Here is a 14,218-nt window from a genome sequence, read left to right on the forward strand (position 1 = left end):
GTGAAAGTAATCGGTGGTCAATAAGATTTTAATGGATCTAGGGTAAAAAGCCCTTCTTTTAAAGAAGGGCTGTTCCTTACATAAAATCGTTGATGCTCTCACCGAGGTCGTACACCTGTACATTTTCGCTGGCGCTTTCTATAATGCTACTTCCAGCGGCACTACGGTAACCACCCGCACAGTGGACAATAATGGGCTTGCTGTTCGGTATCCGTGATAGGGAGGACCTAAGGTCATTGAGAGGGATTGTCAAGGAATTTTCAAAGAACTTGGCCTCGGCCACCTCACTTTGGTTCCGTATATCCACAACGGTATAATTGTCTGGGTTGTTCTTGAAATCGCTTAAGTCAAGTTTGTTACTTTGGATCAAGGCAGTTTTGTCCAAGGTCAAAACGGATTTGACTTGTTGTTCATACCCAATTTTAGCCACTCGTTCCAATATTTCTTCCGCATCCTGGGGTTTGTCCACAACAAGGGCGAAAGATTCTTCGGGTTGGACAATGGCCCCCAACCAAGTTTCAAATTTCGAATCTTCGGACACGGCCATGATATTGATACTTCCGGGCAAGTGCCCTTTTTTAAATTCGGTTTCGTCCCTGACATCCACAATCAAACCTTCGGTACTTGCATTTAATCTCAAGGGTACTTTGGCTATGGATGATTGCAGGTTTTCCGGACCTTTTCTGTTGGTGTCCACATCAAACCCAAAATAGGAAGGGATAAAAGGTTGACTGTTCAAAAGGGTATGGACAAATGCTTCTTTTGACTGCGGTTTAAAGGCCCAGTTACCCATTCTTTCGTTGCCCAAAGTACTGCTGTTATCTGAACTCAGGTTTTTTCCACATAGCGAGCCAGCTCCGTGTGCTGGATAAACCAAAGCACCATCGGGTAGGTCTTTAAATTTGTTTTGGATGGTGTCATACATCATCTCGGCCAATTCTTGGCGCTTGGCGGTCATATTACCTGCTTTTTCGCGTAGGTCGGGTCGCCCTACATCACCAATAAAAAGGGTGTCGCCCGTGAAGAGTGCAGTTTTACCGTCTTTTTCGGCCACAATGGTAATACTGTCAGGGGAGTGTCCAGGAGTGTTCAGGGCGGAGATTTTTATATCCCCGATCATAATACTCTGTCCATCATCAAAAGGTTTGTACTTGTAATCAGCGCCTAAATCTTTACTATGATGGATGGTAGCCCCGGTTTCTTTGTGTATCTGCAAGTGAGAGCTTACAAAATCGGCATGTGGATGGGTTTCAATCACGGCTGTTATCTTGGCATCGTGCTCTTGAGCAAAAGCATAGTACTGCATGGGATCCCTTTCTGGATCTATAACGGCCATTTCACCATTGTCCACAATGGCATAGGAATAGTGGGCCAAGGGTTTGTATTCAAACTGTTTTATTTCCATAAAATAGGGTTTTGAAAGGGCACCTTATCATAAGGTGCCCTAGAATTCAAATTTGTTTTTAGATTTCTTTCTTGGCAAGGTACCAATCCACTTTTTCCAGTGTATCGTCTGCAAGTCTTTCATTAAGTTGATCTAGAGTCTTTGGAGGAGAAACGATGACCTTGTCTCCTTTTTTCCAATCCAAAGGCATAGCAACTTTGTACTCATCCGAAGTTTGTAGTGCTTCCAAGGCTCGTAAGATTTCATCCATGTTCCTACCGACATTCAATGGGTAGTACATGATCAATCTGATTTTTTTGGAAGGGTCGATAAAGAAAACGGCCCTAACAGCAGCGGTTTCACTTTCATTGGGTTGAAGCATTCCGTACAATTTGGATACTTTCATGTCCAAATCGGCAATTATCGGGAAATCAAAATAGACACCTGTGTTCTCCCTTACATTTTGTACCCAACCCAGATGGGCATGGATGCTGTCAATGCTCAAACCGATAAGCTCTGTGTTCATGGCATCGAATTCCCCTTTTCTTTGTGCAAACCCACTCATTTCGGTAGTACAAACAGGAGTGAAGTCAGCAGGATGGGAGAACATTACGATCCATTTGTCCTTCGCAAACTCGGAGAATTTTATCTTTCCTTTGGTGGTTACGGCTTCAAAATCAGGTGCTATATCCCCAATTTTTGGCATTTGATTCACTTTTTCGTTTTCTAAATAAGAATTTTCCATAGAATTATAAATTATATTTATTGTTTTTAATTACGGTATAAAATTAACTTATAACAATCATGGCTCCAGTAACGTAGGTTACATAGTAGTTATTTAACGATTGTTTAACCATTAAAATGGTATTGGATCAATGTACTATTGACTGAATATAAAGTCAACCGCCATTTGGGCATGTAAATTTGTAGTGGCCAAAGTTGGAATAGCCACATCATCCTGTTGTATAAGTAATGGCAATTCTGTGCACCCAAGTATTATCCCTTGGGCACCTTTTTTATGAAGAAATTGAATCTGTTCGATAAAAAAATATTTCGCTTCTTTAGAAAAAACACCTTGGGTCAGTTCTTTGGAAACATATTCGTGTGCTTTTGGAATGGCGTCTTCTTCTGGGATTATGGTGGTTATGCCGTAATTCTTCTTTAATATTTTAGGGATAAAGTCCCCTGTCATGGTGGGTTTGTTCCCCAATAGCCCAAGTTTTTTGATCCCTGATTTTTGGGCTTCCATCCCAGTGGCATCTGCAATGTGCAGAATGGGAATATGGATTTTAGGTTGGACATGATCATAAACCATATGGGGTGTATTTGCACAGATCACAATGGCTTTTGCCCCAGCGGTTTGAAGCTTTATGGCCGTGTCCAAATATTTCGCGTTGATCTTCCCTTTGTCTTGTTCCCGCATCAATTCAATATTTATACTATGTATAATGAGTGGGGGATTGGCCCAATTACCGATTTTGTTCGATGCCAATTGATTGATGAGCTTGTAATACTCAATGGTAGAATGCCAAGAAGTACCTCCGATCATTCCCAAAGTTTTCATGTTTCCGGTCATTTTCTCGAAAAATTAGAAGAGATATTGTAACAATTTACAGAAAAGTGGTGCAACTAAGTGAATTTGTTGGATTTTATGGATTAGGTAGGGTGGTATTTCAAGATTGCAAAATGACGGGACAAGTAAAAATCCGATACTTTTTTTAGCGAAAATCAATTGACGGGTCGCATCCGATGTCTTTTAGGTTAAAATTAACATAATACTAAAAGGACACTACTTAATTTTAAGACCCATGGATTTGAACAGATCAACTTTAAGATATACCTACCTTTTATTAACTCAGCGTAAATCAAATAACTAACATATATGAAAAGAAGAGATTTTGTACAGTACGCCGGTATGGGTGCAGGGGCCATGATGATGCCCTCGCTTCTTATGGGGAACGATATTCCTGTGGAAGCACTGCTCGAACCGGGTATGGATACCGTACTTAAAAAGAAAATGGCCGATGTTGCCCTTAATACAGCAAAGTCCATGGGGGCTACCTATGCAGATGCCAGAATAGGAAGATATTTGAACCAATATGTCTTCACACGTGAGGATAAGGTTCAAAATGTAGTGAACACTGAATCGTTCGGAGTGGGGATTCGGGTAATTGCCAATGGTACCTGGGGATTTTCCTCTACCAATGATGTGACCGAGGACGGAATCAAAAAGGCGACACAGCATGCTGTTTCCATTGCCAAGGCCAATTCCAAGATTCAGAAGGAACCCGTTGTTTTGGCTCCGGTTCAGGGATATGGCGAGGTATCATGGAAAACACCACTGGAAAAAGACTTCAAGGAAGTGCCTATTTCCGAAAAAGTTGATTTATTGTTGAGTGCCAACGCAGCAGCCATGGAAAATGGTGCCAATTTTGTGAATTCGGCCCTGTTTATGGTCAATGAGCAAAAATATTTTGCCTCTACCGATGGATCGTACATCGATCAGGATGTACATCGTATCTGGCCCACCTTTAATGTTACTGCCATTGACCGGGAAGCCGGAAAGTTCAAGAGTCGTCAGGCATTGAGTGCTCCAATGGGCATGGGGTATGAGTACATGGATGGTCTTGAATCCGAAAAATTGTCAGGTCCGGAAGGCATCAAACTATACAACAGAAGCTATGATATTGTGGAAGATGCCGCCATGGCTGCAAAACAAGCCAAGCAAAAACTGACTGCAAAATCCGTGGAAGCCGGAAAATACGATTTGGTACTTGAACCCAACCACCTTGGATTGACGATTCACGAATCCGTGGGGCATCCATTGGAGCTTGACCGAGTGCTGGGTTATGAGGCCAACTATGCTGGAACCAGTTTTGCCACTTTGGATAAATGGGAGTCAAAAGACTTCAATTATGGAAGTGATATTGTAAATCTGGTTGCCGATAAGACACAAGTTGGATCTTTGGGTGCCGTAGGTTATGATGATGAAGGTGTAAAAACTAAAAAATGGGATTTGGTCAGGAACGGAACCTTGGTCAATTATCAAGCTATCCGCGATCAAGTTCACATGATCGATCAAAATGAATCCCATGGATGCTGTTATGCCCAAAGTTGGGAAGATGTACAGTTCCAGCGTATGCCCAATGTTTCCTTGGAGCCAGGTAAGGAAAAATATTCCTTGCAGGATATGATCAAGGATGTGGACAAAGGAATTTATATTCTGGGTCGTGGTTCATATTCCATTGACCAACAGCGTTACAACTTCCAGTTTGGTGGAACCTTGTTCTACGAAATCAAGGATGGGGAGATCGTGGGTATGCTCGATGATGTAGCTTATCAATCCAACACACAGGAATTCTGGAATTCCTGTGTCAAGATTTGTGATAAGAACGACTATAGGTTGTTCGGTTCGTTCTTCGATGGAAAGGGACAGCCCTCTCAGGTAAGTGCCGTTTCCCATGGTAGTTCCACCTCAAGGTTCAACGGTGTCAATGTAATCAATACAGGTAGGACCATTTAAGGTTTATTCAAATTAAATATTAAGACAATGGCTATATATACAAGAGAAGAAGCAAAAAAGATTTTGGAAAAGGCATTGAGTTTTTCCAAGGCCGATGCCTGCGAGATAAACCTAAATGGAAGTAACAGCGGTAATATCCGATATGCTAGAAATACCGTGTCCACTGCAGGATATCGATCGACCCAGAGTTTAGCGGTACAATCCAGCTTTGGTAAAAAAGTGGGTACTGCGACCATCGATGAATTTGATGATGCTTCATTGGAAAAGGTGGTGAGAAGAGCTGAGGAATTGGCCCAACTATCCCCTGAAAACCCTGAGTTTATGTCCCCTTTGGGACCGCAAACCTATGATGAATCCATCACTTATAAGGAATCCACCGCCAATGTGACACCGGAGTACAGGGCAGCGGTGGCCAATAAGAGTATCGTGCCAGCCGCCGCAAAAGATGTGACAGCAGCAGGTTTCTTGGACGATTCGGCACAGTTTTCCGCCATGATCAATTCCAATGGACTGTTTGCCTATAACCAATCCACGGATGTAGACTTTACCGTGACCATGCGTACCAACGATGGAACGGGTTCAGGTTGGGTAACAAGGGATTACAACGATATTGACAAGTTTGATGCCGATGAAGCATCAAAAACAGCAATAGATAAAGCTGTGATGTCCAGAGAGGCACGTGCCATAGAGCCTGGCAAGTATACCGTGATTTTGGAACCCGCGGCATCAGTTGGTCTATTGAGAAATATGTTCGGTTCCCTCAATGCACGATCGGCGGACGAGGGTAGGAGCTTCATGTCCGCAAAGGATGGTGGAACCAAGCTCGGACAAAAAATAGTTGATGAACGTGTCAATATTTGGTCCGATCCTTTACATCCGGATGTCCCTACATCCACTTGGAATGGAGCAGGGCAGCCTTTGAAGAAAACCAGTTGGATAGAGAACGGGGTGGTCAAAAACTTGGCTTACAGTCGTTATTGGGCAGAGCAGAAAGGGGTAGACCCCGTTCCTTTCCCGAGCAATGCAATTATGGCTGGTGGTGATGAAAGCCTTGAGGATATGATCAAAGGCACCAAAAAAGGTATTTTGGTAACCCGTTTTTGGTACATCCGAAGCGTGGATCCACAGACTTTATTGTACACAGGCTTGACCAGGGATGGAACTTTCTATATTGAAAATGGACAAATCAAGTTCCCAGTGAAAAATTTCAGGTTCAACGAGAGCCCGATCATTATGTTGAACAATTTGGAGTCTCTTGGACAACAAGTGCGTGTCAACGGAAATTTAATACCGTACATGAAAGTTCGTGACTTTACGTTTACCAGTCTTTCGGACGCGGTATAAAAACAGGAATTGAAACAAACTGGTGGTCAGCTAATCCCTAACCGCCAGTTTTTATTTTGGCAATGATTTTAGCCTACGACCCAAATGGCATTGGATAACGAATTCTTTTTTACACGCTTACAGTACGAATCGGGAGATTGGGATGTGGATCAGCGTATGCCCTCCAATCTGTTGAATTCCTTGGTGGAGTACACTACCTTGAAGGTGGATACCCAGGAAAAGATCATTGCCCTGGCCAGCGACGATATTTTTAGAAGTCCCTTCTGCTATATCTCGGGCCATAAATTGGTTCAGTTCAACAAAAAGGAACGGGAGAACTTTGAAAAATATGTCCGAAATGGTGGTTTTGTATTTGCCGATGACTGTAACCATGATATTGATGGGCTGTTCGCAAAATCCTTTGAACGCCAGATGGATGAAATATTTGGGGCTGGGGAACTGAAAAAAATACCCAATGACCACGAAATCTATACCATTTTCTTTGAGTTTGATGATGGTCCGCCCACCACATCGCAAGAGCTGAACGGTTGGGGCGATGACCTGGTGCACGATTACCTCAAGGCCATTGTGATCGATGGAAGAATAGGGGTGCTCTATAGCAATAAGGACTATGGTTGTGAATGGGATTACGATTTTAGGAACAAACGCTGGTACAAAATTGACAATACCCGATTTGGGGTGAATATTGTGTTATATGCTTTAACCTCTTAATTGAACTAATTTGGATAAAGAACTACAACAAATTGCAAGTGAAGTAGAAGGGTTTTCGGAAAAACTGACCGCCCTCAAAAAGGAAATCGGTAAGGTCATTATAGGTCAAGAAGAGACCGTGTCCCAATTGCTCATCACATTTCTTGCAGGTGGGCACGCCTTGCTCGAAGGAGTCCCTGGACTTGCAAAGACCTTGATGATCAGAACGCTGTCGAATGCCATCGATTTAAAATTTAAACGGATTCAGTTTACGCCGGATTTAATGCCGTCTGATATTATCGGAACTGAAATCCTAGAGGAGGACCACACAACAGGCAAGAAATTTTTCAAGTTCAACAAAGGGCCAATTTTCTCCAATATCATTTTGGCGGATGAGATCAATCGAACGCCACCCAAAACGCAGGCAGCCCTTTTGGAGGCCATGCAGGAGTTTGAAGTGACTTATGGGGACAAAACGTATTCCTTGGATAAACCTTTCTTCATCTTGGCCACACAAAACCCCATTGAACAATCGGGAACCTTTGTTTTGCCAGAAGCACAACAGGATAGGTTTCTCCTCTATATCAAAATAGGATATCCTACGGATGAGGAAGAAACCCAAATTTTGAAGGCCACTACGGGAACCAAAAAAGCCCAGCTAAACAAGGTATTGTCGGGAGTGGATATTGTGAGGTTGCAGCAGTTGGTCCGTGAGGTTTCCATTAGTGATGGACTCATTCAATATGTGAGTGATATTATCCGTGCCACCCGTCCAGATACTACTCAAGTGGACTATGTGAAACAATGGGTGGATTGGGGGGCAGGACCCCGTGCCGGTCAGGCGATGATTTTGACCGCAAAGGCCAATGCGCTTTTGGAAGGCCGATTGGCCGTTACGCCAGAAGACTTGCAAACCGTAGCGCTGTCCGTACTTCGCCATAGGGTGCTAGTGAACTTTAGGGCGGATGCCGAAGGAATTACTTCTGATATAGTTACCCAAGAAATATTGAAAGCAGTACAATTAAGGAACAAATAATGGCCTCTAGGGATTACCACGACCTTTTACAACCAGAAGTCATCAATACCGTATCGGGCCTTAACCTGATTTCACGTATTGTGGTGGAAGGCTATACCTCTGGTCTACATCGGAGCAAAAGCGTGGGTCCTGGCATGGAATTCAGTCAATACCGAGGCTATGAACCTGGAGATGACCTACGGCTGCTCGATTGGAAGATGTTGGCACGCTCGGGGCGATATTACATCAAACAATCCGAGGTGGAAAGTCATGTTACCGTTAAGTTCATTGTGGATGCCAGCGCTTCCATGGAGCACGAGGAGAACGGTATATCCAAATTGGAATTTGCCCGTGTCATGGTGGCCTGTCTGTCTCACATGGCTCAAAAACAGGGTGATTTCGTTGGACTTTTTGCACTGAATGAAGATGATTTTGTAAGCATTTACCCCAAAGCGGACCAGAAACATTTCAACCGTTTATTGTTGGAACTCTTGAAGATTTCCACCAAAGGAAAATGGCCCGAACTCGCTATTGCCTCCCGAAGAATACAAAATAGGGGAGAAAAAGAGCTCGTATTTTTCCTTACCGACATGTACGAAGATGTTTCAGAGTTGTCCGATTTTGTGAAGAACCTGAAAACTGCTAACAATGAAGTAGTGGTACTTCAGATTATGGCAGGAAAGGAAATGGATTTTGATTACAAAAAATCCGTTGTTTTTGAAGATTTGGAAACTGGCGCCAAAGTAAAAGTGGACGTCAATAAGGCAAAAGAAACCTATTTGAAGGTTTTGGCAGAAAAAATAAAACAGACCAAAGAGCGGTTGCTTTTCCAAGGGGTCCATTATCATCTGTTCCGAATGGACGATGACCTTGGTAATGCCTTACAGCTCTTTTTAAAGGAACGAATACGATTGGTATAAATGGTTTTTGCGAATCCATCATATCTCTGGGCACTTTTGGGACTTTTGGTTCCCTTGGCCATCCATTTATGGAGCAAAAAGGAAGCAAAGACCATAAAAATCGGAAGCATTCAATTACTGGATGAATCCAATTCCCGACAGTCCAGTAGCATCCAGTTGAACGAGTGGTTGTTGTTGTTGCTTCGGATGCTGATTATCGCCCTTATCGTACTGTTGATGGCAGGTCCGCAATGGCGAACCAAAGGCGATGAGAAACAAATCACTTATTTGGTCGAGGCTTCTGTGGCCAACGACCCGTCCATCAGTGCGATATTGGATAGTTTACAAGAGGAATCCCCGGTTTTGCTGATGAAAAATGGTTTTCCAGCATGGGAATCAGATGTGGATTATAGTCGAAGCAAAGAGCAGCCCAACTATTGGCAATTGACACAGAAAATGGATTCCTTGCGTTCCGATAGTATTGTGGTGTTCACCAAGGCTTTGGCTAAAGGTTTTCGGTCCATGCGGCCCGCTACCCAAAAGAAAATCCATTGGGTGGTCATGGAACCTGACGAAACTCAGGATGTTCCCTTAATAGCTTTTAATCGTGAAGCTGGGATTGAATTGGTTTCAGCTTCAAGCAGTGGTAGAGTAACCAAAATCAATAAAAAAATAGTGAATGATGGCTTTGAGGTCGTTGCTAGCGGCGATAGTCTTCGTTTACTTTCCGATGATACAAGAACAGTTCCATTGACTGGATTGGATACGCTTCATGTCAATATGTATGTGGAAGAAGGTTTTGAGCGGGAAGGAAATTATATCGAAGCATCCTTTAGGGCCTTGTCGACATTTTTAAAGCAGGAAATCATCATCCATAAAGAAGATAGATTGTCCAATGATGAAACACATCTGAATATTTGGTTGCACAATGATTCGAACAATCACATGGTAGGTAAGTGGTTGGTCTATCAAGAAAACCCTTTGGCCAAACAGTTGATTGAATCGACAATCACAAAAAATATATTTCATCTCACTTCAAGATTGAATCCAAAAAATACAGTGGAACAGCATTTACCCGAACAGTTATTGGATATCTTGGATTTGGACAGGGAATTAAATTCATTGGTACGTGAAGTTGATGGAAGACAATTGGATGAAACAGTACTCAAACCCAATTATGTAGAACCCAAACGGAAACGGGAAAGGGCGACCATGATTGATATATCTTTTTGGGTATTTTGTTTGCTCGCAGGCCTGATGATTGTGGAACGAATCATGGCAAACTATAAAAAACAATGATCGGAGCAGGGAATATAGAACGGTTTCAAAAGCGATGGCAGCAATCCAAATATATGGAAGGCTTGCTCTATGCCACAGGTTTTGGAGGTTTTGTGTACCTATTGACCCATCATGTGTTTTTTGGAATTCTTGGTTTGTTGGTGGCTGCTGGAATTGCTTTTTGGGTCTTAAGACCTTGGAAGATCAGTTCAAAAAATGCCGTGGCTTATATTGATGCCCATTTGCCACAGGCAGGGTATAGCAGCGGACTTTTATTGTCGCCGGCCCACGAACTATCCAGCCTGTCCAAATTACAGCAATATCGCGTAGCGGAGCAATTAGGTCCAGTGTTACCCAAATTAAGCCCTCCCCACAAGTTATTGAGGGCAGCTCTTGTCATGTTTGGGTTGATTTTGTTGGGACTTGCCGTTAATTTTGCACTGGCCAATGTTAATAAGCTATCTGAAAAAGAACCTTCAAATAAGGAGCAAATCACTTTTGCACCAAAAGACAGCCTACCCTCCACAACTGAATTTCCTGAACTGAAAGGGACGAACATCACCATTCAATACCCAAGGTACACTGGAAAATCAACATTGAACACCACGAGTCCCAATATTAGAGCAGTGCAGGGCTCCAGAATTATATGGAATTTGGAATTTGATGGGGATGTGCAAGAAGTGGAAATGGATTTGATGGGAGAACCTATTGATTTTATAAAAACCGATGGGTTGTATCGCTTGACCAAAACTTTGGAGGCATCCGGATTTTACAGTTTTACCTTTAAAGATAACGGCGGAAATGTTCATGTAAGTGACCTCTATTCCCTGGAAATGGTCACTGACGAACCTCCCATGGTTCAAATTGAGGGATTGGACAATTACAGCTACTTCGCGTTCGATGATGATAAACGTTTGATGTTCAACGCCAATATTTCCGATGATTTTGGAATTGCGGATGCCTACATCATCGCTACGGTAAGTAAGGGATCGGGGGAATCGGTAAAGTTTCGGGAGGAGACCGTTCGTTTTGACCGGGGTATTCCCAAAGGGAACAAGCAAATCCAATTGCAGCAGGCCTTGGATATGGATGCCCTGAAAATGGAACCGGGAGACGAGCTCTATTTTTACGTGGAGGCACTCGACCAAAGAACACCAACTGCCAATATAGCTCGTAGTGAGACCTACTTTGCCGTGATCCGTGATACCATTACCGATGCGTTTGCCGTGGAAGGGAATTTGGGGGTGGATTTGATGCCCGATTATTTTAGGAGCCAGCGCCAATTGATCATGGATACCGAAAAACTGATTGCAGACAAGCCAAATATTTCGGAGAAAGAATTTAAGTCCAGAAGCAACGAGTTGGGTTTTGACCAGAAACAATTACGCTTGAAGTACGGACAATTCATGGGTGATGAGACCGAAATGCAATCAGCACCTGGAGCAGTTTCACACCACGAAGGTGAGGCTGAACATGATCATGAAGAAGGGGAGGAGGACTTGTTGGATGAGTACAGTCACAAACACGATAGTGAGAATGAGCATAATTTAGTGGAAGAGCACGGTCATGAAAATGAGGATCAGGAAGAAGAGGAAGACCCACTTCATGATTACCTACACAACCATTCAGACCCAGAAGAGTCGACTTTGTTCGAGAAATCACTGAAAGCAAAGCTTCGGGATGCCCTGAACATCATGTGGGATGCCGAATTGCAGTTGCGACTGTATGAACCCAAGAAATCAATGCCCTATCAATACGATGCTCTAGAAATCATCCAGGACATAAAGAATAGTGCCCGAATCTATGTGCACCGTATTGGTTTTGACCCACCTCCCATTAAAGAGGAAAACAGATTGAGCGGGAACATTGAGGATATAACCAATTTTGACAAGCAGGAGGAATACCCCTACGAAATGTCTTTTGCATCAACCAGAGAAGCAATACCAAGACTTGAACAGCTGATTCAAGATAGGAAGGGATTTTCGGATGCCGATGGTGCACTTTTTGCAGATGCGGGAAACGAATTGGCACAAAAAGCCATTTCGCAACCATTGAAATATTTAAAAGTCTTACAGGGATTGCGTGACTTGGAAAAAGCGACCTATAGAACCAAGGAAAACTACAGGATGGTTCAGAAGAATCTTTTATCCGTATTGCCCGAAATAGCCGACATTCCCATGAAGAAGACCGAGTATCAAGACGAGATCAATATGTTGTATTTGAAAGAATTGGAGGCTTATGAGTGATGTCGTGGTGTTCATGAACCAAAATTTCCCATGGCCTTTGGTTTTGATTGGGCTATTGCTTTGGACAGTTTTTATATGGAAAGAATGGTCACAGCGAAAGGAACGAAGGTTTTGGGTCAAATTGGCACTGTCTTTTTTCGCGATAGTTTCATTGATAATGATCATACTGAAGCCGGGCATCCATCAAAAAACAACAAACGGGAAAGGAATTGTCTTGACCGAAGGGTACCGACCTGGGCAGGTGGACAGTCTTAGATCAATTTACAAACGAATACAAACCGAAGCATATTCCAAAGGAAGAACACTGTCCATGCTCGATAATGTGGATACCCTATTCCTGCTCGGTCATGGTTTGGAAGCTTTTGATTTATGGCAGTTGGACAATAAATCAGTCGCCTTTTTGGGAGGTGAAAATGTGGAGGGCTGGACATCCATCTCCCACGGTAGTAAGATTACGTTGGGAGAAGAACTCCATGTAAATGCAACATACGTGGGTCCAAAAGAAGGACATTGGGCCATTTTGACCGATAATGGGGGCAATCCATTGGATTCTTTGCCCTTTGATGAGCAGGAAGAACAATTATTTGAATTCAACCTTAAACCCAAGGCAAGTGGACAATTTGTATATCATCTTTTGGTAAAAAATGAAGAGGATGTAGTGTCGGATGAGCCCCTTCCCATCCAGGTAGAGGAAGGCGACCCTTTGAAAGTTTTGATGGTAAACACTTTTCCCACTTTTGAGACCAAGTACCTTAAAAATTTCTTGACGGAGAAAGGGCACGAGGTTTTGGCCCGAACGCAACTTACCAAAGGTAAATACAAATTTGAGTACTTCAACGGAGCATCTAAACCGATTTATGGTTTTACCGAGGCAAACTTAAAGGACTTCGATATTTTGATTGTCGATACGGATTCTTACATGGGTCTGGGAAGAACATCAAAAGAGGCCATGGAGGAAGTGGTCAAAAACAGTGGGCTTGGAATTTTCATCCAACCCAATGAAGACTTGTTTGGTCTTTCAAAAAGACAATCGCCTTTTCAATTCAATCGGGATTTTGTAACGGAGCTGAATCTGGGGGATACCGATCAATCACTGCAAAAATATCCGTATGGATTTCAAGAAACTGTTGGAACACAGCATATCTTAGTAGATTCGATTCCCGTGGCCGCTTATGTTCCGATGCAAAAGGGGAAAATAGGGACAAGTGTGCTACAAAGCACCTACCAGATGGTTCTGGATGGTCAAGAAGCCCTTTATGCCTATCTTTGGACCCAAATCCTTAACGGTATTGCGAAGGGCCGGGAAAGTTTGGTGGATTGGAATGCAATGACACAGGTCCCTAGAGTTGATGAGCCTTTTGAATTTGTTCTTCGTACCTCTTTGAATGATGTGGAGGTTATTACCGATGATGGGGTACGGATTCCTTTGCTTCAAAATAGTGTCGTTCCAACCCAATGGAATGGAATTCATTATCCAAGAAAAACAGGATGGAACCAACTTCGGGCTTTCAATGATTCCCTTGCCCCGTTTTCGTATTACGTATTTGGCGATGGTCAACTTGTACCGATTTCGAAGTCCAAAACCTTGGAAACCAATCTTCGCGAGTTTGGCTCAGAAAACACGTTTACCCCTTCGGTTTCAAGATCCAATAAAGCGTTGGTTCCGATATCTCCCTTATGGTTTTATTTCTTGCTATTGTTCTGTTTGGGATGGTTATGGTTGGAACCTAAACTGAGGCTCTAATTTCCTTTGATTTTGATTGGGAAAGTACGGGGAAACACCAGTTTTACTATGTTTTTTTTGATTTAGATTGATTCTAAACCCCAGTATGTAGGGGG

General features: G+C 43.0%; 11 protein-coding genes. 8 read left to right on the forward strand and 3 right to left on the reverse strand.

Annotated elements, in window-relative coordinates:
* Positions 1 to 76: 76 nt before the first annotated feature.
* From PY092_RS17360 to PY092_RS17370, 3 genes are all read right to left on the reverse strand, one after another.
* The gene (locus PY092_RS17360; protein ID WP_275617064.1) at positions 77 to 1,405 is read right to left on the reverse strand and encodes an MBL fold metallo-hydrolase; all 1,329 of its coding nucleotides are present in this window, start codon (positions 1,403 to 1,405) and stop codon (positions 77 to 79) included.
* A gap of 58 nt (positions 1,406 to 1,463) precedes the next feature.
* On the reverse strand, positions 1,464 to 2,129 hold the full coding sequence (locus PY092_RS17365) for a peroxiredoxin (protein ID WP_275617065.1): 666 nt from the start codon (positions 2,127 to 2,129) through the stop codon (positions 1,464 to 1,466).
* A 135-nt stretch (positions 2,130 to 2,264) separates the two neighbouring features.
* Positions 2,265 to 2,948 carry an aspartate/glutamate racemase family protein gene (locus PY092_RS17370; protein ID WP_275617066.1) on the reverse strand — a complete coding sequence of 228 codons (684 nt, stop codon included), beginning with the start codon at positions 2,946 to 2,948 and terminating at the stop codon, positions 2,265 to 2,267.
* Positions 2,949 to 3,266: 318 nt separating this feature from the next.
* On the opposite strand from PY092_RS17370, the gene PY092_RS17375 reads away from it, so the two are divergent.
* The 8 genes from PY092_RS17375 (at position 3,267) to PY092_RS17410 (ending at position 14,123) form a co-directional block, all read left to right on the forward strand.
* Complete coding sequence (locus PY092_RS17375; RefSeq protein ID WP_275617067.1) at positions 3,267 to 4,907, forward strand: TldD/PmbA family protein; 1,641 nt, start codon at positions 3,267 to 3,269, stop codon at positions 4,905 to 4,907.
* A 27-nt stretch (positions 4,908 to 4,934) separates the two neighbouring features.
* Positions 4,935 to 6,251, forward strand: a complete 1,317-nt coding sequence (locus PY092_RS17380) for a TldD/PmbA family protein (RefSeq protein WP_275617068.1) — start codon at positions 4,935 to 4,937, stop codon at positions 6,249 to 6,251.
* 90 nt (positions 6,252 to 6,341) lie between these two features.
* On the forward strand, positions 6,342 to 6,962 hold the full coding sequence (locus PY092_RS17385) for a DUF4159 domain-containing protein (RefSeq protein WP_275617089.1): 621 nt from the start codon (positions 6,342 to 6,344) through the stop codon (positions 6,960 to 6,962).
* 10 nt (positions 6,963 to 6,972) lie between these two features.
* Positions 6,973 to 7,977: an AAA family ATPase gene (locus PY092_RS17390; RefSeq protein WP_275617069.1), complete on the forward strand. Its 1,005-nt coding sequence runs from the start codon at positions 6,973 to 6,975 to the stop codon at positions 7,975 to 7,977.
* The gene (locus tag PY092_RS17395; RefSeq protein WP_275617070.1) at positions 7,977 to 8,876 is read left to right on the forward strand and encodes a DUF58 domain-containing protein; all 900 of its coding nucleotides are present in this window, start codon (positions 7,977 to 7,979) and stop codon (positions 8,874 to 8,876) included. Before PY092_RS17390 ends, PY092_RS17395 begins: the two co-directional genes overlap by 1 nt.
* Positions 8,877 to 10,154 (forward strand): BatA domain-containing protein, encoded by a 1,278-nt coding sequence (locus PY092_RS17400; RefSeq protein WP_275617071.1) that lies wholly within the window; start codon positions 8,877 to 8,879, stop codon positions 10,152 to 10,154.
* Positions 10,151 to 12,379 carry a tryptophan-rich sensory protein gene (locus PY092_RS17405; protein WP_275617072.1) on the forward strand — a complete coding sequence of 743 codons (2,229 nt, stop codon included), beginning with the start codon at positions 10,151 to 10,153 and terminating at the stop codon, positions 12,377 to 12,379. The genes PY092_RS17400 and PY092_RS17405 overlap by 4 nt, the downstream gene beginning before the upstream one ends.
* Positions 12,372 to 14,123, forward strand: a complete 1,752-nt coding sequence (locus tag PY092_RS17410) for a hypothetical protein (protein ID WP_275617073.1) — start codon at positions 12,372 to 12,374, stop codon at positions 14,121 to 14,123. Before PY092_RS17405 ends, PY092_RS17410 begins: the two co-directional genes overlap by 8 nt.
* Positions 14,124 to 14,218 lie beyond the last annotated feature (95 nt).

The organism is Flagellimonas yonaguniensis, assembly GCF_029193885.1.
Taxonomy (GTDB): domain Bacteria; phylum Bacteroidota; class Bacteroidia; order Flavobacteriales; family Flavobacteriaceae; genus Flagellimonas; species Flagellimonas yonaguniensis.